We start from the raw sequence: 20,598 nt of genomic DNA, 5'->3' as shown, positions 1-20,598 counted from the left end.
GGGGAGCGGCCCGCTCCATTTTTATGGTCGTTATTTACCGCTGTTCGGAGTGCGGCTCATGATGTAGTTGAAGAGGTCTTTTACTTCCTGATCGCTCATGGTTTTGGTCAGTCCATCAGGCATCAGTGACAGGTCCAGCGCTTTGAGGATTTCGATCTCGTCTTTATTGATGAGCACGGTCTGCCCTTTGACATCACGCAGTGTGAGTGTCTTGGTGGTCTGCTCATCGATGAGACCCGTCACTGTCCGCCCATCGTCTGTGACGACCAGGAAGTTGGTGAACTCTTCACGAATGGCGGCACTCGGGTCAACGACTGCCAGCAGCATGAAGTTCAGGTTGTCTCGTTCGTAGCCCGTCAGTTTCGGGCCGGCTTTGCCTCCTTCGCCGTACAGCGTATGACAGACGGCACACGTTTTATTAAACAGGACTTTCCCGGCTGAGAATTCCCCGCCGCCCGCTTTGACCAGCTCGGCGACCCGTTTCATTTCCTGCTGTTTCTCTGCGGGAGAGGAGCCGCGGATTTTGCCCCAGTGCTTTTTAATACTGGCTTTGATCTCCGGGTCATCATGCAGTGACATCTGCTGCACGACATCCAGGGGAATGGTATTCGCTTTGATTCGCCACGCGTCGACTTGAGCGAGGAACTGCTTGCTCCATGCTTTGCGACTGGCTAATACACGCTGGGCCGTACCGCGGACATCGTGTTCGTCGAGCAGCGTGCTGTGATAACGCCCCAGAATACTGTTGCCGATACTCGGGTTTTCAAAATTCATCAGCGCCTGCAGCGCGACTCGTTTTAACGAGTGTGTGTCGGCTCCCGATGACGAGAGGATCGCCGTCAGCGGTCCGACGGCTTCTTTGGTTTTGAGTTGTCCCAGGATTTCAATGTAAGTCAGGCGAGTCGGACGGTCGGCGTTTTTATCAGCAATGATTTTCAATGCACGTTGTGTCGCTTCCTTGTCACCCAGTCGTAACGCTAAAGCCAGATCCGATTCTCCCAGGTTCTTCTGGTATTCTGCCAGTTCTTTACTGAGTTCTGCAGGCAGGTTGTCGATCTTCTGGCCACGGAACGCTTCCAGCATGCCCACCATCAGTTTTTCTTTATGCTGATCGGAAGGGGCCAGCTTCAGCAGTTCGGCGCACATGGCGTAGTTTTCATCGCCGCCCGCCATTGCATATCGCTGCATGATGCGTTCAAGAATGTAATCCTGCACCATCTGGACTTTCCAGAAATCCGGTTTCGAGAACAGTTGTAACACCAACCCCCGATCAGAAGTCGCTTTGCTTTCGATGGCCCACCATAACAGCAGTGGAATATGCAGGTCTTGCAGATCCTCTTCCCGCTGCAGCAGTTCGGCGGTAATCGCGAGCCCGGATTCCGCGGGGAGACGTTTGGCGGTGGAAGCCAGTTGTGAACGTACTTCGGCGTAAGGTTCTGTTTTCGCCAGACCGACCAGTGACTCAGTCAGCTTTTTCGAACTGGTGTGGGAATCGCCGAGCAGACGGATGGTCCAGCGACGCATGTGTTCATCGCGATGTCCCAGCAGTTCCAGTGCCAGTTCTTTGTTGAACGCACCGAGCTGATTCAACGCCCAGAGGGCTTCCAGGCAGCGATCATCGTTTTCATCTTTGGCAATCGCCAGTAATGTGGGAACCATCGACGTGTCGCCGCGTTCGCCGATCACCTGTACGGCTTTCTGACGAAACCATTTGTTTTTGTGCCCCATGGTTTCGATCAGTTCCGCATTGGTCTGCTTGGAAAGATCGAACGGTTTGAGGGGCTTGTAATCGGTTGGTTTGAGACGATAGATGCGGCCGCTGGTTTTGTGCCAGTTGTCGCGGGGGTCGACGTGCGTCAGGCGACTGTCATACCAGTCGGCGAGGTACACGCTGCCATCGGGGCCGACCTTGATATCGACAGGGCGGAACCAGCGGTCCTGTGTCATCACGATCGGTGGCATATCTTCTGTACGAAAAGTGGATGTGTCCGGAATCAGATTGCTGGCCATCACGCGGTTATGCAACGAGTTCGCTGCGAAGACGGCACCGTTGTATTTAGGAGGGAAAGCGCCCCCTTCATAAATCGAGAAGGTCTGGCTGAACCGTTCCTGATATCCTTTGTGCCTCATATGTTCGTAATAACCGAACGCGTATGAGTTCGTCAGCGGACCATGTTTGCCCCAGTTCTTATGAGCATATCCGCCTTGCGCATAATGCATGCCGCGGGTACTTCCGTTATTCGTACCGGAGAAGACGCGGCCTTTGGAATCGATTTCCACACTGAAGGTATTTCCGCCCCCTTCTGCGTAGATTTCGAAGATTTTTGTTTCGGGGTGATATCGCCAGATCATCTGACCTTTAAAGTGCACGTTTTTTGTGACGGCCGAACTGACGGTCCCCGTGGTCGTACTGCCGTTCGCGCCGTACAGCCAGCCATCGGGGCCCCATTTGATGCTGTTGGCAACCGAGTGGGTGTCTTCCAGACCGAAGCCAGACAAGTGGACTTCAGGATCGCCGTCGGGAATGTCATCGCCGTCGGCATCGGGATAAAACAGCAGGTAAGGGGGATTCAGGACCCAGATGCCGCCTTTGCCCACCGTGACAGCCGAGACAATATTCAGTCCGGTAATGACGTCTTTAATTTTATCAAACGTCCCATCGCCATCGGTGTCTTCGAGTACCGAAATCTTGTCAGCCCCTTTGAAGTGGTTCGGCGGCGCGGGGGGCACCTTATCGAAGACAGCACGCAGGTACTGGTCGTATTTGACGACCTTCAAGCCAGCGGGGAACGGATACTGCAGGTATTGCACGACCCACATCCGGCCGCGATGGTCGAAGCTGAGATACAGGGGCTGCATGACTTCGGGTTCCGCAGCGATGCTTTCCATTTCGAAGTCTTTGTGAACCTGAAACAGTTTGACCGCCTCTGCGGGGGGAGTCGGGTCGGATTCATCGCCGACTTCACCTTTGCCTTTGAAGGCCTTCATGACTTTGTCGACCTGCTCGTTGGCAGCGACATCCTTCTTGAAGCGATCGCGGGTGATTTTGCCAGCGACATCCACCTGGGGGGGAGCCTGTTTCAGGCACCAGTAGATGGCATTCACCAGTGTATGTGTAAAGGTATTGATTTTGAAATCGCTCGGGTGTCCGAGTGAAGTATAGAATACCAGCGATTTTTGATAGCGGTTTGTCCAGGCGACAGGCATATGGACCGGTTGCCCTTCCACGTTGGACAGTCCGATTAATAATGTCTTCGTGGAGCTTTTGAGGTTCGTGCTCTTATACATCGAACCTTCACTACGGAAATGTTTATTACGGACCGTTGCCATGATCGGGTCCTGCTCGGCCCGCAGCTGGGTGGTCACATCAGTCGGAGTTTTATTGCCGAAGTCGCCCGCGTATTCGCCTCCCAGTACTTCGGTGTCAAAGTTTTTCCACTCGACATAACCTTCCGCCGGTTCCCCTTTGCTGAGCGAGAAGCCGTGGCTGGAAGTACGAATGGCGACCAGCGGCTTGCCGGAATCGAGGTAATCGCGAAGCAGTTTCATCTGCGCGGCTGGTAATGTTTTTCGACGTACACTCAGAAACAGCAGGTCTGCCTCTTTGAGGGATTTCAATCCAGAGAACGAATTCGGATCGTCTTTATCGGCGAACACAAACTCGGTACGGAAGCCGAGAGGCTGCAGATGTTCTTTGGCAAAAGCAGGCAGGCTTTCGGCCGTCTTGTAACCTTCTTCCCCGATCATAAACAGGATCAGAGGCTGATCTGCAGGAGTCGCTGCTTTTTTGGAATCCGTCTTTTCTGCACCGAGTAGCGGGAAAACGGACAGACTGCAGAAACCGAGAACAACAAACAGTGAGAGCGCGTGCTTCAAAATCACTCTGTTAAGCATGGGGACCACTTCTTGGTGAGATAAACTAAAGGAAATTAAAAAATTGTGGTGTTTCATCATAACAGGCCGATTAAGGCCGTGTCACCCGACAAATGTGTGTTTTTTTGAGAAGTGTAATACAGCTGGCTTCAAGCGGAGGACCAAACAGACTCGATCGTCATAAGTGACATATATAAAATGGTTTAATCGTAAATAGAACTCTCATTCATTCGCAGGATTTTGTTGTGAACCGTGAGAGAGATCGTCTGATCGGGGCTGGATTGATTTCGATGTGGGAATGACGGTCTGACTGTTTGTCGATTTTCCGGGATAATGATGTACGGCTAATGTCCCTGAGCGAAAGGCGATCGGCAGGTTCCAGGGGTAATCCGATTTCAAGTTGTCAGGAAAGGCGGGGGGATAACCGTGTGGACCTTCGGGGCCGATCTCTTTTGCCTGATTGACGAGCAGGCCCGGCGTCATCAGATTCGTGAGTATATATTTCTGGGGACTGTTCCGAAGTGCCTTCAAAATCAAAGACCTTTTCGAAGGAAAAAAAGTTGCCTGATGATGGCTGTAGACATAACGTGTTGAGGGTTCCAGATCCAGATAGAGATAGAGGTGTACCAGATCATTGCTGTAGCAGGTTATTTCGCGATCTTGCGTCTGTTGCTGTCTTAAATAATCGGCAACCCGTTCCAAGTCTTCCCAGTCCGGGTAAGGAATCCGTGCCAGTTGGTTTCGAATCGTGCTGGTACTGCCCTGCTGCAGACAATCGTCCCACAAACAAAGATAGTCTGGTTTTGTGACCGGGGAACAGATCAGTGCCAGTGCTATAAATCCGCCCGCAGTGATTTTCAATAATCGCGGGAAACTACGGTTGCAATGGATCCAGTATGTCAGCAGAGTGATCCCCAACAGCAGAGGCGGGAAGTGCACATAATCAAAGGGATGTTGTAATAGTACCACCTGTAGACACCAGGCAAGATACAGGGCTGACAGCAGATGCAGGCGCAGCCTGTCTGAAGGATCTCTCTGGAGATTCTGTCTGACCAGTAAAGCCAGGGCGGTCGGGATTGCTGCGAGGTGGATAAAGCTGTAAGGAAAGAGTCGAACGACCATGTTGAAGATGACAAATCCATAGTGATCCAGCATCTTGTCAGTCAAATATTCCTGGTTCCAGTCCAGCTGCATTTCCAGAAACGAAGGCAAGGCACCATACCAGTAGAGCCAGCCAATTCCCAGGGCTCCCATCAGCAGTCCCCCGGTGATCAGCCCAGCCAGATCTTTTAACGCCCGATGACGCAGAGCTGGTTGTGAGAGTGAGCAAAGCCAGACTGCCAGCGCGGGGATTACGATATGCGGTTTGAGCCAGACCCCCGCGCCCCAGACCAGTCCTTCCAGCAGACCATACAGGAATATGGTTCGATTGGAAATTGTTTCCAGCGCACTCCGCTGAATCTGGGCCCAACGCAGATTGAGTGCCAAAGCAATCGGTAGCAACAGCCACAGATCTCGCTGCACATGACACCATTCAGAGACAGAATAATAAGCCAGGAACAAAACAAAGCCGAGTTGAAAGCGTACCGCAGACACAAACCGAGTCAGCAGCAATACCGTCAGGCTGAACAGGCACAGATCGACGGCCCGCAGTGCTGCAGTGCTCCAGCCAAACAGGGAGCGGACTGTCAGGTGCACCCAGACCACGCCAGGAAAATTCGGTTCTACCATATCACGATAGAGAACGCCTCCTCTCAGGACCGTCCGGGCCTGTAGATCATAGTAAGAGACATCATTCGTGACAGGCATACAGATCAGTTGGGGAGTCGCTGTCACTACCAGCAGAATCAGTGCCCCCAGCGCCAGGTTAGACGAATTCCACAGAGATCGGTGAGCGGGATGATCTGCAGTCAATGTTTCTGTGGTGGCTGTGGACATCATCTTTAGATTCTATGTGAGTCAAATGTTATTGTAAGTACAGCTTCAGGGGGGATAATCGTCAATTGTTATCCTAAACTGGCTGGAAGACCATTCACCAGAATTTTTTAGGAATCGAACTCGGAATGTCACGAATTTACCAGTCTCTGTTCTGTTTTTGCCTGTTGCTCGGCTGTTGGCTGGCGATGATGGGCGTGCATGAACTGGGGCATATTCTGGGAGGCGTTTTGACGGGAGGTTCCATTTCGCGTGTGGTTCTGCATCCGCTCTCCATTTCGCGCACGGATCTTTCCGTCAATCCTGTGCCGGCGCTGGTTGTCTGGACGGGGCCTGTGTTGGGGGTGCTGCTGCCTCTGTTGTTCTGGCTGACAGGACATCTGCTGCGGACTCCCGCCGTCTCCCTATTGCAGTTTTTCGCCGGCTTCTGTCTGATCGCGAACGGCGCTTACATTGCCGGCGGTTCCCTGGACGGCGTAGGCGATTGCGGCGTGATGCTGCAGACGGGCACGCCAGTGTGGGTGATGTGGGGCTTTGGGCTGTTGACTGTTCCCACTGGTTTCTGGCTCTGGCATCGACTCGGTTCGTTTCGGGACTGGTGGCGGCATCCCGAACGCGTTTCTGAACAGAGTGCCTGGTTCATGCTTTTGGCCGTGGCAACGCTGGTTGTACTGCTGGTCTGTTTTTCTGCCCGATAATGGTTTCCGGTTTGCTTCGGGCTGGTTCAATCTGATACCTTGGGAGCTATGCGGGCCTTTTTCTTCAGGAGAACAAGTCATGTCAGAAGGTTTCAATCGCCGTCAGATGCTGGGGATCTGTGCTGCTTCGGCTTCCACACTGTGGTTACCGGAACTCACGTATGCAAACGCGGCCAAACCCAAAGTCAAAACCTTCACCTTTAAAACAGTGGGTGACCTGGAGATCAAAGCCGACGTCTACCGGGCTGATGATAATCAAACGCGGCCCGTCATGGTCTGGTTTCATGGCGGTGCGCTGATCGTCGGGCATCGAGGCGGCGTGAGTGGCCGCGTATTAAAAGACATGTTGAACGCCGGCTACGCAGTCGTTTCGTTTGATTATCGCCTCGCTCCGGAAACCAAACTGCCGGAAATCATCGCGGACCTGGAAGACGGTTTTACCTGGCTGCATGAAAAGGGTCCGGAACTGTTCAATGTCGATACCAGCAAGGTCGCCGTCTCGGGAGGATCTGCGGGAGGCTGTCTGACGATGGTCGCCGGCTACCGGGCGAAACCCAGGCCGACAGTCCTGGTCCCGTTCTGGGGGTATGGCGATCTGATTGGTGACTGGATCGGCAAACCGAGTCCACATGCACGTCATCAGACCAAATTAACGAAAGCGGAAGCGTATCAGCAGGTCGGTGCTGCACCGATTGCCGATTCCCGGAAGAGCAAAAAATCGCGTGGCGCGTTCTATCAATACTGTCGTCAGCAGGGGATCTGGCCGCAAGAAGTGGCTGGCTGGGACCATCACAGTGAACCGGAAAAGTTTGATCCCTACATGACCCTGAAAAATGTGACGAAAGAGTATCCTCCCACACTGATGGTGCATGGCACGAAAGACACCGATGTGCCTTACGAACAATCGACGTTGATGGCAGAGCAGTTCCAGCAGCAGGGCGTTGAACATGAACTGGTCACGATTCCCAATGCCGAACACGGATTAGCGGGCGGCGATCCGAAACTGATCGACGATACCTACCAGCGGGCTTTTGCATTTATGCATGATCGCATGCAGTGAAAATAAATAATAGTTGAAAGTAATATGAACAATTTGACCATAGCTGCGTTATCTTTATACAGAGTGGATGGGAAAATTGATCACAGGAGGCAGACAAGCGTGTCCATAACTACGACCAAATTTCGAAACAAAGGCTGGCAGGTGCATTCGTGGAACTACGCCGATCAGGAAGTACAGGTGCTGCATCAGGAGCCGTTCCGCTTGAACTGGATTGCCACTCAACTGGTGACATATGTGTTTATCATCGAGCGGACGCCTGAAAATTACCAGTCGATTCTGGATGACTATGCGGCCTTACGCGAATTTGCCGGGCAGCATAAAAACACCATTCTGCCATTCGGTTTTCAATGTGGCTACGCGTTACTGCCGATCTATGTGGGTGACTCGTTTTCGGAAGCATTGATTGCCGATGTGAATAATACCTATCGAAAACGCTGGTGTGTGTTTCATACTCCAGCTTTACTGGAACGAAATACCGGTAAACTATATACTCTGGAAGAAAAGTCATTCTGGGGATGTATTTATCGTGATTATATCGAGTCAGCTATCAACGAGACCGCGCTGGTCCTGAATGAAAATATGACAGCAGACGTTGTCTGAGTTGCTCCCCGATGTCAGTGAATGTGGTAAGAGTTCCTGATGTTGGCCCAGAGAAGATCACGTATTCGTTTTAGACTTCAAAAGGAAGTGAGTCTGTGTTTGAGCTCTGGATGACCCTGATTCCGATTCTGATTGCGGATGTCGTCAACCCGGTTTTATTCGCTTTTCTGGTCTATGCTGCTGGCACCGATCGTCCCGTGATCAACAGTTGTGCTGTTCTGCTGGGACACACGCTGGCTTATTATCTCGCGGGAATTGTGATCGCGGTGGGCATCGAGCAGATTTCCGATCACCTGTCGCATCCGCAACTGATCGATTACATCATCGGCTTTGTGCTCGGTGTGATTCTGCTCTGGGTAGGCTATCTCTCCTGGAAAACGAAAAGTAAAGAACAGGCTGAAGAAAACCGCACGTTGACACCCCTCAAGGCAATCGGTCTGGGGGCGGTGGTCAGTTTCATGGGCATGCCTTTCGCGCTTCCCTATTTTGCGGCATTAGATCAAATGCTCAAGGCCGACATGACACCGATGACGGCGCTGGTTGTGTTGGCCGTTTACAACGTGCTGTATGCACTGCCGTTTGCCCTGGTTCCCGTGCTGATCACTACTTCCGGTCAGAAGAGTCAGGAAATCTTACGCACCATCAATTCGTGGCTGGTCCGCACTAGCAATTTTCTGATGCCCATTCTGCTGACGCTGGTCGGCCTGGCTCTGATCGTCGACTCGATGATTTATTTTGTGACCGGATACGAGATGTTTTAATAGATTCCCGGTTGTCACATCGTCTATGATAGAGTTGTCTGATTCTGTCCTCACTCAAAGCGGTTTGAGTGGAGCGGTAACCTTGCTGTTTCCGGGGATTAAGAAGATGAATCAAAGGGATTTACCAGAACAAAGACAACAATCGCGAAGCGATCAGACGCCTTTCGCTGAACAGATCTGCTATTCACCGATCTCCAAGGGGGCTGTGACATCAGCCGGGCTGGGTGTGTTCTGTATGCTGGGATTCATTTTCCCCACGCTGGCATGGCTGGCGATTCCCGGCGTTGTGCTGGGATGTGTCGCGCTCAAGTCCATTCGCCATTACGAACTCAGTGGGCATAAGCTCGCGCGATGTGGCATTCAGCTCTCCCTGGTGTGCGGAATGCTCGCACCCGTCTGGCATCTGACCTGGTACGAAATCCGCTTCCGCTCCGAAGCTTTGTCCGGCTTCCAACGTGTCGATTTTGCCGCCATTGTGAATGACAGAAAGAATACCGAAAGCCGAATGGAATCTCTGCTGGGACAAGACATCTGTTTCAAAGGATTTGCCATCTATGCGGGGCAGGGTTTCCACAAGCATCAGTTTGACTTGTATTTTACTCAGCCCGGAGGGGGCTTCGGGTTTCAGCCGGGTCACAGAGAGGTCGTGTCAGTCCAACTGCCCCAGGGAAAAACCTGGGAATGGAATCATCAACCGATCGCTGTTTCGGGCAAACTGGTGCGTAATCCGGATGCGAAAAGCGATCCGGAAGCACCGCAATTCCTGCTGAAACAGAGTGCTGTTTTTCCCGCTCTGACTGCAGATCATTTTCAGGGTCCGTTTTCTGCCGGGGGAGGGTGTTGAGAACTCAGAGATTTGAAATGAGCAGAATATGAGCTCACGTCTGTCGGAAGTCTTTTTTTCCTTCGCGGGACAGGAGTGTCGGGGAATATCGCCTCTGTACTGCAGTCTGGCAGAAGCAGTCGCCGCTGATGAAGCGCTGCTGCAGATCGCCGGTCAGGCTCCCGCGGGTCAGCCGGTTCCGAATCTGCTGTTTGCGGCGGTGCAATATCTACTGGTCGCTGATCCCACTCATCCCCTGGCAGAATACTATGCAACCTGCACTGCGGAGCCAAAAGACCCCACGCAGGCCTTTCCGGCGTTTAAAGATTTTGTACTGAGTCATCAGCGTGAAATCATCGAACTGCTGCAGACACGACTCGTGCAGACCAATGAAGTCCGCCGCTGTGCGTTTCTGTTACCCGCGTTTCAATTTGCCTTGCGGCATTACGAGCCTCGGCCTGTTGCGCTGCTGGAGATTGGCTGCAGTGCCGGCCTGAATCTGCTCTGGGACCGTTATCGGTATGATTACGATGAGAGCGGCGATGTATACGGTTTTTATGGTGATCTTTCCTCGCCCGTACTGATTACAGCGGAGTTTTGCGCAGATAGACCTGCTGTGCTCAGCGATCCGATGCCGACTGTCTCAGAGCGGATTGGCGTTGATCTGAATGTGATTGATACCTCACTCCCTGCGGAAGCTGACTGGCTGAGGGCATTGATCTGGCCGGAGCATCACTGGCGACGATGTCTCATGGATGCCGCGATAAAGCGGCGGTCTGAATTTGATCTTGATCTGCGTAATGGCAACGGTTTCGCACAGGTGGAAGAAATCGCAACAGAGGTCCCTTTGGATTCATTGCTTTGTATCTATCATACGCATGTGGCGAATCAGATTTCTCAAGCGGAACGGGAATCGTTTTTGAAAACGCTGAATCAACTGGGACAGCAGCGCGACCTGGTTCATATTTTTAATAATCTACATGATGCCCTGTTGAGATTACAGATTTATCGGGATGGGCAGCAGAGTGAAATACCATTAGCGAACACGGACGGGCATGGTGACTGGATTGAGTGGCTGGCGTAAGTGGTCTGAAAAACGATAATTCTCAAATGCATATGCAACAAATTGAATAAACGACAAGCTGGTGATTCATAAGCAATGCAGGACAGAGACTGTATCCAGTTTTACTATAGCGTCTCCAGAGCCGTTTGAACCGAGTATCATTGATTGAGTGAAGCTATGGTTAAATGTCACGCGATCTAGTATACTAATTTGTAGTACACTAGATTTCTTCAGACTGAATTTCGATGAAATGATTCAGAGGTAAAGCTATGCAGAAACCCATGCGAGGAGTGACGCTGTTGGGGATCACGGCGTTTGCGATATCGTTGCTCGCTGCTGACCAGGCTGAAAAGAGAACATTTCAGGAACCGGAAACGTACGAGGCGGTTAGAGAGCTCTCTCAGAAGACAGCCGGGTACAGGAATCTGCAGAAAATTGGTCTGGCTATGCATAACTACCACGACCTGTTTGGGCAGTTTCCCTCGGCGGTCGTGTATGCTCCGGATGGGAAAACACAGCACAGCTGGCGGGTAGAACTGCTGCCGTTACTTAGAGAGTTCGTTGATGGCGCGGCGCCTTTCAATCTCAAGTATATGGACAGAGAACTGTATAATGCGGCGATCAAAGAGTGCGGTTACGATATCAACCAGTCCTGGGACAGTCCTGCGAATCTGGCGGTTTTGAAAACAATGCCGCCCGTCTATCATCATCACAGCGACAAACCCGATTCCACCGAAAGCGCTTACTATGCTGTAGTGGGAAAGGGGACGGCTTTTGCTCCCGGCGAAGTTACCAGCTATATGGACATTAAAGGCTGGCCCGCTTCAACATTGATGTTGGTGGAATCGCGCAGCAAAGCTCCCTGGACGAAGCCGGTTGATATTGCTTATTCAGAAGACGCCACGGTTCCGCGGTTTGGTGGATTCACTGCGCATGGGTATCTGGTTCTGAGTTGCGATGGCGGCGTGCATTTTATTTCGGACTCCGTCTCCTCCGAGAACCTGCGGGCCTTCATCAGCAGGGATCAGTCGGATAATTTTGAGATTCCTGGTATACCTTATCGGTATTAACCGCAGTAAGCTTCTTCAAGTCAAAGCCCCTCAGTATGCAAACGACAAATCGAGTTGTGATCGCCGGTGGCAGTGGATTTCTGGGATTGAACCTGGCTGAATATCTGGTGGAACTGGGCAATGAAGTTGTGCTGCTTTCGCGCACTCAACCTCGACGAGAAGGTACGTGGCGGTTTCTGCGTTGGGATGCCCGCAGCGTGGGTGAGTGGTGCAGGGAACTGGATGGGGCGGCTGCCATTGTGAACCTGGCGGGACGGACCGTGGATTGCATCAAGACTCCCGATCACTGTGATGAAATTCTGCGTTCGCGGGTGGAAGCAACTGAGGTGCTCGGTAAAGCGGTGCGGAACATTCAGACGCCGCCCCCGGTCTGGGTGCAGATGTCGACGGCCCATCGTTATGGAGATCCGCCGGAGTGTGTCTGCGATGAAGATTCTGCCTTCGGATACGGACTGGCCCCGTTCGTGGCACGCGAATGGGAAGCCGCTTATGCGCGAGCGGTGCTGCCTGAGATGCGTCAAGTGATTTTGCGAACCAGTTTTGTCGTCGGCCGTGATGGCGGTGCTTTGTCGCGGCTGAGTAAACTGGTTCGCTGGGGACTGGGAGGCACGGTGGGCAGTGGTCAGCAGGGGATGAGCTGGATTCACGAACTGGATATGAATCGCCTCTTCTTTCGTGCGATCACCGAAGAGAGTATGCAGGGGGCTTATCTTGCGACGGCTCCGGAACCGGTTTCGAATGCCGAGTTCATGCGTGCTTTACGAAAAGCACTCAAGAGGCCGATCGGCCTGCCTGCGGCGAGCTGGATGGTACGGATCGGCGCGCCGCTGTTGATGCGGACCGATCCCGAACTGGCTTTGTATGGCCGCTATTGTGTCTCGCGTCGTCTGCGGGAAGAGGGCTTTGAGTTTTCCTATTCGGATCTGGAATCCGCCCTGCGTGATATCTATGGAAAACGTAAGTAGGAAATTAAATGAAAGTAAGACACGTTGTCATCAACATGGATGTAGATCAACCACAATCCTGATATCGAGGAAACGATTGATGAAATATCATACGCTAATACTTCTTTGTCTGATGTTCATTTCGGGCTGCGAGTCTTTGACCACGCCTGTCGGGGATCTACCTGCTACCGAAGAAGCAGCTGTTTCAGTGCAGTCGGAAAAAGAGACCGCTTCGACTGAGACTCCAGAGCCTCTGTACCATCCTGTGCTGGTGAAACTGGAAAAATATGAAAAAGGTCCGTCGACCACGACCACGTTCAGTCCCCAGAAAGCCTCTGCCAACACCACCGTCACGCATGGAGCGACAATGGGAACGGATCAACCGGATCAAAGTGTCAAGGTGACGTGGACGTATCTGAAAACAGACGAACAAGGCGACCACTACCATTTCGAGAAAACAATCCTCAACGAATCGTCTCAGCAAAAAACGATGTCGAAAGAAATCCAGTACGCAGGCAAAAAACAACTGGTCTTCGAAGATGATTTTCAGCGAACTTGGATTTATCCTGCACCTGCAGAGAAAGAGGGACCTGGGCAGGCATTAAAGTCAGTCACTTCAAATCCCGCAAGCAACTGATTCGTCGTGAATCGAGAGTACAGTTCCTTCTGCAGCAGTCAGAGCTGGATTGTGTCCGGTTTTACTAAAGCGTCTCCAGCGGCTTTGGCCAAGTATCATAGTAGGGAGACGCTATGGTTAAATGTGATTCGATCTAGCATATCTACATTTCATCGCAAGTGCAGTCCGCGACATTCTGACCTCATTTTTATGAACTCCTGTTTTTTAAGCGACAAGTGGCTCTCACCTTTGTATACTTGATCTTGGAACAGATTCAGAAATCTCATAAGAGATTCATTCTGAGCAGAAAGCTTCAATCCTTCTGTTCTCTGATGTTTGATTGATTGAAAATTTTATGGAGAGGACAAGTATGTCGATCATTACTGCAAGTCGGGTTTTTCTGAAGCAGGCGTTTGGTGATTCAGAGACTTCTACTGTGGCACGCATTCTCGAAGATCAGGAGGGTGAAGTTTCCAGTTCTCCCGAGGATCGCCATTGGAAGTTAAACAAAAATCAGCTGATCATTACCGTTGATATTCAGCCGACTGAAAACGTGCTGTTTGAATGTCACGAGGAACTGCAGGAACTGGGACTCCAGATCGAAGACGTTCCTGAAGTAATTATTGTCGAAGGTCTCGCGGAATGCTCCGATTCGTGCCGTCTGATCGCAGAGCGACTGGCAGCCGATCTAGGAGGCATCACGCGTGGTGCGGAACAATGCAGTTGAAACGTCTTTGAGTCAACTTCATCAGCCAACGAAAACCAGTTCTGATAAAAAGAACCGGTTTTAAGTCTGGATGTTACTGAGTATCCTGTTCTGTAACGCATCAATCGGATGATTGCCGTTCACATTCGGGAACGGCATCGTAAAAAAATACGGCCAGTGAATGATTTCTCCACTGGCCGATTCTGTTTTCAGCAAGCTGGCGGGTTCGTTTAATACTCACCGATCACATTACCGTCTGACTTGTCACCCAGGTCCTGCCAGGTACCAAGATTGATATTCTCGGACATAAACTGAATTCGTCCATCCGCGAAGAGCACATGCACGCCGCCTGTATGCTGGCTGCGCGCTCCCATCAGAGCCGGTCCACCGGTTCCGCTGGAGCATTCAAGCAAGTCGGTGTTCGGTCCGACCAGAGTGGTGTAGCTCCACATATGCATTGCCTGTCCCCAGAACCAGGTATAGCCTCTCAGCAGTTGGGTTGCGGTTCCGGTGCAAACGGTTCCCGAAGTTGTATTGGCACTGGCGTAAGGGTGACCCACGTTACATTCTGATGCGATCATTGTATTGGAAGTTCCATCGGTAATGTCGCGAATGCGGGTGGCGCTGTTCAGGAACATGACCGACTTTCCGTTGTTGGCGAAATCTGTTCCGCCGGCTGAAAAGGTGCCGTACTGGGCAGAGCAGACGACATAGTTGGTCGGGCCATACGCAGGCTGCCCGGTTGTTCCGCGGCTGCCGGGATCGCTGGGGCAGCGGTAGACAGGCAGTTCCTCTTTCATGGCGGTCGTATTCTCGGTTCCGGTATTGCCGGGCTGGATACTCCAGTCGATCATGTTGTACAGATTCGCCTGGTCTACATAAGGTAAAATCCGCGCCTGCCAGCCAATCTGGCTCGAGAGCCAGCTGTTCGCGACGGTACGCACATGTGCGGACGGAAACGTGAGTGCGGTATCATGATAATTATGCAGCGCCAGACCGATCTGTTTCAGGTTATTCTTACAGGTGGAACGACGGGCTGCTTCACGTGCCTGTTGTACTGCCGGCAGCAGCAATGCGATCAGAATGGCGATGATGGCAATGACGACCAGCAATTCAATCAAAGTAAATCCCTGGCGACGCTTCAGTAAGGTAGTCTTCATAGTATTGGTGTTTCCATAGTAAAAATGAAATTAAATGATCTGTTGGATCATCAGACTGCAGAGAATATCGCTACCGGGTCTGGAGAGAAAAATCAGCCGTGTTTTCGCCGGCTTTCACTTCGTACCTGAGCGTGGAATCAGCGTTGTATTTTGCAGGAATATACTGCTGCATGATCTCGGTTTTAACGCCATCAAAGTTCTGAAACTTACCTGTTTTCCGGGTGGCGTTGACCATGATTTTATTCGCGCCGACGACCGGCCCCTGATCTGCTTCCAGCATATAGACGCCGTTGGTGATGATGGCCTGAACGGCTTTACCATGAATCCTCTGGCCTGTCGCATCCAGGTCGGGAATAAACTGAATACTCCCTTCAGACAGTGGCTTGCCGTCAAAACGGACGGTCCCCGAAACAAAGGCACGTTCCAGGTTTTCTTTCGAGCCACCAAAACAACCACTGAGCGTCAAAGCGCATAATGTCAGCACAAAAAAGGTCGAACGGGAAACGTGAAACATGGCGAGCCTGTACTCTAAAAATAGAAGTGGAAAGGTATCGGGTTAAAGTAATCGGGCTGCTGGTCTGGCTGATTGAGAAAGCGGGTTTCAGAGCGTCTTCAGGAGGATCGAGTTGATCAGGGCTTACGCCGGGCAGGTATCGTGTAGCAGCAAATCTACATATCTAACCCCTGTTATGTGTTTCCTGTTCGCAGAATTTTAAAAAATGATGAAAATTCGCAGTAGGCCCGATCGTACGCTCTGTGCTTTATCAAGAATCGGATATTTCGTTACAAAGTTGAGAGTGGGGTGGGAAAAGGGTTAAATATGTTCCCGGCAGGCTGGTCAATCGGATGGGAAACGTGGGGAAGGTCATAATGCAGCGGTTAAAACAGATTATTGAAGACTCAGATACAAGAGCAGGTAAAGCATTTGATCTTGTGATTCAAGCCATCATCATTTTCTCGCTAATCTGCTTCTCCATCGAAACTCTGCCTGACCTTACTGACGCCAGCAGATCGCTACTCCATTTTATTGAAATTCTCAGTGTCATAATTTTTACCGTCGAGTACCTGGCGCGAGTCATTGTCGCCTCTGACAAGTCCGCATTTATCTTCTCATTCTTCGGGATCATTGACTTACTGGCGATACTTCCGTTTTATCTCAGCACAGGATTGGATCTCAGGTCTCTGAGATCATTTCGGTTGCTGCGCCTGGTTCGTATTTTAAAGCTGGCCCGTTACAGTGCTGCTGCAAAGCGATTCCATCGTGCTTTCCTGATCGCCAAAGAAGAGTTGGCTTTATTTCTGTTTGCCAGCATGATTGTACTTTATCTGGCTGCAGTGGGTATTTATCACTTCGAAAATCCTGCTCAACCAGAAGCATTCAGTTCCGTCTTTCACAGTCTGTGGTGGGCGGTTTCTACACTGACAACAGTCGGGTACGGCGATATCTATCCTGTAACTGCTGGTGGTAAAATGTTTACTTTCTGTATTCTTGTCGTGGGTCTGGGCATCGTTTCCATTCCTGCAGGTCTGGTGGCTTCCGCTCTTTCCAAAGCTCGGGAACTGGAAGACTGATCAGATTGTTCAGGGGTGTTCCGCTTGTTTGTACCGTTATTTTGGGTATTTTTCATTGTGGAGGGGGGCCCAGGTCATCTATAATTCAATTCAGATGGAAACAATCACGCCTCAGATACCTGCCTCATAGAATCACATGGAACCCTCCTGATTCTGACCCATCGGTCGATTTTGTCAGCTGAGATTTCAAGCCGATTGCTTTTCTAAACCCGACAACTGAATTTCGAAATTGTTAGAACAGACAGGCTCGCTATGTTCCCCGTTTCGCGAAAGAATTCCGTTGCGCTGTTTTTCTGCGCATTAACCCTGACAGGCTGTTTTGGTGGCTCTGCCGAGCACATCGAACGTGCCGCCGTCTCCGGATCTGTGACCTACGATGGCAAGCCATTGCCCGAAGGCAGTATCCAGTTTGTACCCGATGTCGATGCAGCCGGTAAACCGGTGCGTGGCAAAATGGCGCAGGCGTTAATCAAAGACGGGTCCTACTCGCTTTCTGTCGAAGAAGGCCCGGCGGTCGGCAATAATAAAGTTCTGATCAATGCGACCCGCAAAACGGGCAAGTTTCAGGAATCAGACGGCGAGAAAACCGAAATCATGCAGCAGTATGTGCCTGCCCGGTACAACACTCAAACAACTTTGAAGTACGAAGTGAAAGCAGGCGAAAATACCGCCGACTTTACGCTCGAAGCCAAATAGTTATTTTCGTGCAGTATGTATTCCACGTACTGATGTTCTTTTCTTATTTCAGATGGATAAACCAAACTATGAAAGCGTTATTTCTGAAGCGTCGCGAGGGATTTACTTTGATTGAGTTGCTGGTGGTCATCGCCATCATCGCGATTCTGATCGCGCTGCTCTTGCCGGCCGTGCAACAGGCACGCGAAGCGGCCCGCCGTTCCAGTTGTAAGAACAATCTGAAGCAGATCGGCCTGGCTTTACACAATTATCACGATACCTTTCGCACCTTCCCGCCAGCGACCATCCGCCGCAAAGGGGCTGCCAGCGAATGGGAAACCAGCATGATCGGCTGGCAGGCCCGCATTCTGCCTTACATGGATCAGGCACCCCTGTTTAATAAAATCAACTGGAGTGTTGAGCCGGGTAGTGGCGGCACTGCCAATACGGAAGCACGGAATTATGAGATTCCCGCCTATCGCTGCCCCAGTGATCCCGGTAATCGCGGAACGACCGGACAGTCCAGCTTTGGTCCCACCAACTATGTCACCTGCACTGCGAACAGCGGAGGATATGCTGCCGGCGGTTCAACCTATCAGAACAACGGTCGTTCGGTCATGTTCCTGAACAGTAAGACACAGATCAAGGACATTGAAGACGGAACTTCGAACACGATGCTGTCCTCCGAGTGTATTGTGGGCCATCCTTATGCCAGCATCAACGCGACTTCCGGTACCGTCTGTACTGGGACTGCGAATCAGAAGCAGCGTGGTTTTTCCTGGTTCTATGCCCAGTCCATGTACGCCTGGAGCTACACCACACTGATCGGTCCCAATTCAGATCTAATGGAATGTGCCCAGAGCACCGGCGGAACAGCCCTCCTGGGCTCACGCAGTAAGCACGTGGGTGGCGTTCATACCCTGTTTGCAGACGGGCGGATTCGCTTCGTCTCTGAGAACATTCACCTGGGGACCTGGCAGGACCTGGGAAATAAAGCGGATGGAAATGTGGTCGGCGAATATTAAGCTGCCGAACCGTGATACGGTAAAACAGAAACGGCCAGAGAATCTATTATCTCTGGCCGTTTTTTTAATGGCAAAGAATCGTTTATTTCTTCGCAGGAATCACCGGCAGTACGATGTGCGAGGGATGTTTCGCGTCGTGATAGATCGTATTATTGGCCGTCTGTGACCGGCGGTTATTATTCAGCGGTTCGCCTGTATTGGGATTGATATCGAAGCGGGGGAAGTTACTGCTGGAGATATCAACACGAATGCGATGTCCTTTCTTGAAGACATTCGAAGTCGGATAGAGTTTGATCGTCACAGGATAGATAGTGCCGGGCTGCATCAGTTTCGCGGTTTTGAGGGAATCGCGGAAGCGGGTGCGAATGATGCCGTCGCCGATGTTAAGATCGAAGCCACCGGGGAAGTCAGCGCTGGGGGGATATACGTCGATCAGCTTGGCGGTAAAGTCGGTGTCTTTCGCATCGGAAGAGATCCAGAGTTTGACGGCCAGTTCGCCGGTCACTTCGAGATCTTCTGCCAGTGGTTCGGTTTGAAATAGGATCACATCATTGCGGGCAGAGAGCGGGATCGGCTGCGTCCAGTTCCAGATATGCTCACTCCCTTTCTGATCCCAGCCTCCCTGGACGAGAATGTCGTTACCGCTGGAAATATTGCCGCCAATCGTGGGGACCGGGTTGGCAGGATCAAACAGAAAGGTGGTCGCGGCCTGCTCCGCTTTCGGGGACTGTGTGGAGAGTCCGCCTTCCGGCTGCAGATGGTATTTCGTGTAAACGGTACGTTTCAGCGGCCATTCACTTTCATTGCGCCAGTAGCCGCCATGCTGAAGTTTGCCGTCCTGGGTTTTGGAACCGTCGCCGGTGCCCATCACAAAAATACGGACGGGCGTTTCAAAGGGAGCAGCGGTCCCCACACTGTTGTCGATGCCTTTCAGCCAGTGATCGTACCATTCCTTACGCCAGCCCAGTGGATCGGCGATGGCGGCTTCTTTGCCGAAAGTGACCTGTCCATGGGAATGAGAGCCTTGCCGACCGTGAATCCAGGGGCCCATGATCATATACACGGGGCCTTTAATCGTTTTTGAGAGCACCTGGAAGTTCGCCGTGTTATTGCTGCTCCAGGAATCGTACCAGCCACTTACGAGGTAAACGGGAATGTCTTTGTATTGTTCGGGGTAATCGATGATGTTGTTCTGCTTCCAGAAATCATCGTTGGCACCATGCTGCATACCGGCGACGAGCCAGTCTTCGTATTCGGATGCCAGCTTCATCGGGGTCGTCCCTTTGCGAAGCGGGAGCCGAAACAGGTACTGCACGCGGTTCTCTGCCATTTCCTTGAGGACCGCCGCGGTGCCGAGATCGTGTGACTGACGACTCCCTTTGCCGGCGTTGAGATAGATCCAGTTCCAGAATCGCAGTTCAAACGCCCCTCCGTTTCGCATGCTGGCATAACCCAGGTTGGACATCGCATCGACGGGAATCACGGTTTTCAGTTCGGGTGCTTTTTCCATTGCGAGTGCATGCTGTGTACCGCCGACGTAGGACGTGCCGATCATGCCGATCTCCGCGTTCGACCAGGGTTGTTTCCCAATCCAGGCCGCGGTATCCACGCCATCGACGCCGTCATCAGTCAGCATATGCCAGACGCCTTCCGAACCGTAGCGGCCGCGGGTGTCCTGCGCCACGAAGGCATAGCCATGTGAAGCATAATAGGTGCCCGACGATTTACAGCCGTTTTTGTTGTAAGGTCGACGTTCCAGAATGGTGGGCAGTTTCTGATCGAGTACGTCGCCATCTTCGACGGGCAGATAGACGTCGGTCGCCAGCTTCACACCATCCCGCATGGGGATCATGACGTTCTTGCGCACTTCCACTGCATATGGACCACCGGCGGCGAATGCGGCAGTGGTGAGCAGTAGACAGAGGATGAAACTGGAAATGAACAGCCGCAGCTGAGAACGAAAAACAAAGCGGGAAATCATGGTGCCTACTTTCTAAAATCGGTTGTTATTTCGGCG

The 20,598-nt window shown here is 51.8% G+C and carries 18 protein-coding genes; 13 read left to right on the top strand and 5 right to left on the bottom strand.

What is annotated here, in order from left to right; all coding sequences use genetic code 11:
- Positions 1-30: 30 nt before the first annotated feature.
- Both Pan161_RS14015 and Pan161_RS14010 read right to left on the bottom strand, forming a co-directional pair.
- Positions 31-3,894, bottom strand: coding sequence for a PVC-type heme-binding CxxCH protein (locus Pan161_RS14015; RefSeq protein WP_145227982.1), 3,864 nt, complete (start codon positions 3,892-3,894; stop codon positions 31-33).
- A gap of 201 nt (positions 3,895-4,095) precedes the next feature.
- On the bottom strand, positions 4,096-5,814 hold the full coding sequence (locus tag Pan161_RS14010) for a hypothetical protein (protein ID WP_145227980.1): 1,719 nt from the start codon (positions 5,812-5,814) through the stop codon (positions 4,096-4,098).
- A 122-nt stretch (positions 5,815-5,936) separates the two neighbouring features.
- On the opposite strand from Pan161_RS14010, the gene Pan161_RS14005 reads away from it, so the two are divergent.
- From Pan161_RS14005 to Pan161_RS13960, 10 genes are all read left to right on the top strand, one after another.
- Positions 5,937-6,506, top strand: a complete 570-nt coding sequence (locus Pan161_RS14005) for a hypothetical protein (RefSeq protein ID WP_145227978.1) — start codon at positions 5,937-5,939, stop codon at positions 6,504-6,506.
- Between the two features lie 79 nt (positions 6,507-6,585).
- Positions 6,586-7,566, top strand: coding sequence for an alpha/beta hydrolase (locus Pan161_RS14000; RefSeq protein WP_145227976.1), 981 nt, complete (start codon positions 6,586-6,588; stop codon positions 7,564-7,566).
- A gap of 99 nt (positions 7,567-7,665) precedes the next feature.
- On the top strand, positions 7,666-8,166 hold the full coding sequence (locus Pan161_RS13995; protein ID WP_145227974.1) for a hypothetical protein: 501 nt from the start codon (positions 7,666-7,668) through the stop codon (positions 8,164-8,166).
- 95 nt (positions 8,167-8,261) lie between these two features.
- Complete coding sequence (locus Pan161_RS13990) at positions 8,262-8,927, top strand: GAP family protein (protein ID WP_145227972.1); 666 nt, start codon at positions 8,262-8,264, stop codon at positions 8,925-8,927.
- A 106-nt stretch (positions 8,928-9,033) separates the two neighbouring features.
- A complete protein-coding gene (locus tag Pan161_RS13985) occupies positions 9,034-9,771 on the top strand; it encodes a DUF4190 domain-containing protein (protein ID WP_145227965.1) in 738 nt (245 codons plus the stop codon).
- A gap of 28 nt (positions 9,772-9,799) precedes the next feature.
- Entirely contained in the window at positions 9,800-10,834 is a 1,035-nt protein-coding gene (locus Pan161_RS13980) for a DUF2332 domain-containing protein (protein WP_145227963.1), read from the top strand.
- A gap of 248 nt (positions 10,835-11,082) precedes the next feature.
- Complete coding sequence (locus tag Pan161_RS13975; RefSeq protein WP_145227961.1) at positions 11,083-11,883, top strand: DUF1559 family PulG-like putative transporter; 801 nt, start codon at positions 11,083-11,085, stop codon at positions 11,881-11,883.
- Between the two features lie 35 nt (positions 11,884-11,918).
- Complete coding sequence (locus Pan161_RS13970; protein WP_145227959.1) at positions 11,919-12,848, top strand: TIGR01777 family oxidoreductase; 930 nt, start codon at positions 11,919-11,921, stop codon at positions 12,846-12,848.
- A 79-nt stretch (positions 12,849-12,927) separates the two neighbouring features.
- A complete protein-coding gene (locus tag Pan161_RS13965) occupies positions 12,928-13,464 on the top strand; it encodes a hypothetical protein (protein ID WP_145227957.1) in 537 nt (178 codons plus the stop codon).
- Between the two features lie 349 nt (positions 13,465-13,813).
- The gene (locus Pan161_RS13960) at positions 13,814-14,170 is read left to right on the top strand and encodes a hypothetical protein (protein ID WP_145227955.1); all 357 of its coding nucleotides are present in this window, start codon (positions 13,814-13,816) and stop codon (positions 14,168-14,170) included.
- Between the two features lie 209 nt (positions 14,171-14,379).
- Here Pan161_RS13960 and Pan161_RS13955 read toward each other — a convergent pair whose 3' ends face one another.
- Positions 14,380-15,309, bottom strand: coding sequence for a DUF1559 domain-containing protein (locus tag Pan161_RS13955; protein ID WP_145227953.1), 930 nt, complete (start codon positions 15,307-15,309; stop codon positions 14,380-14,382).
- A 70-nt stretch (positions 15,310-15,379) separates the two neighbouring features.
- Complete coding sequence (locus Pan161_RS13950; RefSeq protein WP_145227951.1) at positions 15,380-15,823, bottom strand: hypothetical protein; 444 nt, start codon at positions 15,821-15,823, stop codon at positions 15,380-15,382.
- A gap of 356 nt (positions 15,824-16,179) precedes the next feature.
- On the opposite strand from Pan161_RS13950, the gene Pan161_RS13945 reads away from it, so the two are divergent.
- The 3 genes from Pan161_RS13945 to Pan161_RS13935 all read left to right on the top strand — a co-directional run bounded on the left by Pan161_RS13945 (position 16,180) and on the right by Pan161_RS13935 (position 18,581).
- Positions 16,180-16,881 carry an ion transporter gene (locus tag Pan161_RS13945; RefSeq protein WP_145227948.1) on the top strand — a complete coding sequence of 234 codons (702 nt, stop codon included), beginning with the start codon at positions 16,180-16,182 and terminating at the stop codon, positions 16,879-16,881.
- Positions 16,882-17,133: 252 nt separating this feature from the next.
- On the top strand, positions 17,134-17,577 hold the full coding sequence (locus Pan161_RS13940) for a hypothetical protein (protein ID WP_145227946.1): 444 nt from the start codon (positions 17,134-17,136) through the stop codon (positions 17,575-17,577).
- A gap of 68 nt (positions 17,578-17,645) precedes the next feature.
- Positions 17,646-18,581, top strand: coding sequence for a DUF1559 domain-containing protein (locus Pan161_RS13935; RefSeq protein ID WP_145227945.1), 936 nt, complete (start codon positions 17,646-17,648; stop codon positions 18,579-18,581).
- Positions 18,582-18,663: 82 nt separating this feature from the next.
- Here Pan161_RS13935 and Pan161_RS13930 read toward each other — a convergent pair whose 3' ends face one another.
- The gene (locus Pan161_RS13930; protein ID WP_145227943.1) at positions 18,664-20,562 is read right to left on the bottom strand and encodes a CocE/NonD family hydrolase; all 1,899 of its coding nucleotides are present in this window, start codon (positions 20,560-20,562) and stop codon (positions 18,664-18,666) included.
- Positions 20,563-20,598: the final 36 nt, after the last annotated feature.

The organism is Gimesia algae (assembly GCF_007746795.1).
GTDB classification, from domain to species: Bacteria; Planctomycetota; Planctomycetia; order Planctomycetales; family Planctomycetaceae; genus Gimesia; species Gimesia algae.
This window is presented reverse-complemented; position numbering and strand designations above follow the sequence as displayed.

What these genes read in the sequence shown, in the direction of transcription:
- Pan161_RS13945 (WP_145227948.1), top strand. Translation starts at nt 16,180, where the DNA reads ATGCAGCGGTTAAAACAGATTATTGAAGACTCAGATACAAGAGCAGGT.
- Pan161_RS13960 (WP_145227955.1), top strand. Translation starts at nt 13,814, where the DNA reads ATGTCGATCATTACTGCAAGTCGGGTTTTTCTGAAGCAGGCGTTTGGT.
- Pan161_RS13935 (WP_145227945.1), top strand. Translation starts at nt 17,646, where the DNA reads ATGAAAGCGTTATTTCTGAAGCGTCGCGAGGGATTTACTTTGATTGAG.
- Pan161_RS13970 (WP_145227959.1), top strand. Translation starts at nt 11,919, where the DNA reads ATGCAAACGACAAATCGAGTTGTGATCGCCGGTGGCAGTGGATTTCTG.
- Pan161_RS13940 (WP_145227946.1), top strand. Translation starts at nt 17,134, where the DNA reads ATGTTCCCCGTTTCGCGAAAGAATTCCGTTGCGCTGTTTTTCTGCGCA.
- Pan161_RS13975 (WP_145227961.1), top strand. Translation starts at nt 11,083, where the DNA reads ATGCAGAAACCCATGCGAGGAGTGACGCTGTTGGGGATCACGGCGTTT.
- Pan161_RS14000 (WP_145227976.1), top strand. Translation starts at nt 6,586, where the DNA reads ATGTCAGAAGGTTTCAATCGCCGTCAGATGCTGGGGATCTGTGCTGCT.
- Pan161_RS13965 (WP_145227957.1), top strand. Translation starts at nt 12,928, where the DNA reads ATGAAATATCATACGCTAATACTTCTTTGTCTGATGTTCATTTCGGGC.
- Pan161_RS13930 (WP_145227943.1), bottom strand. Translation starts at nt 20,562, where the DNA reads ATGATTTCCCGCTTTGTTTTTCGTTCTCAGCTGCGGCTGTTCATTTCC.
- Pan161_RS13980 (WP_145227963.1), top strand. Translation starts at nt 9,800, where the DNA reads ATGAGCTCACGTCTGTCGGAAGTCTTTTTTTCCTTCGCGGGACAGGAG.
- Pan161_RS14010 (WP_145227980.1), bottom strand. Translation starts at nt 5,814, where the DNA reads ATGATGTCCACAGCCACCACAGAAACATTGACTGCAGATCATCCCGCT.
- Pan161_RS13985 (WP_145227965.1), top strand. Translation starts at nt 9,034, where the DNA reads ATGAATCAAAGGGATTTACCAGAACAAAGACAACAATCGCGAAGCGAT.
- Pan161_RS13950 (WP_145227951.1), bottom strand. Translation starts at nt 15,823, where the DNA reads ATGTTTCACGTTTCCCGTTCGACCTTTTTTGTGCTGACATTATGCGCT.
- Pan161_RS14005 (WP_145227978.1), top strand. Translation starts at nt 5,937, where the DNA reads ATGTCACGAATTTACCAGTCTCTGTTCTGTTTTTGCCTGTTGCTCGGC.
- Pan161_RS14015 (WP_145227982.1), bottom strand. Translation starts at nt 3,894, where the DNA reads ATGCTTAACAGAGTGATTTTGAAGCACGCGCTCTCACTGTTTGTTGTT.
- Pan161_RS13955 (WP_145227953.1), bottom strand. Translation starts at nt 15,309, where the DNA reads ATGAAGACTACCTTACTGAAGCGTCGCCAGGGATTTACTTTGATTGAA.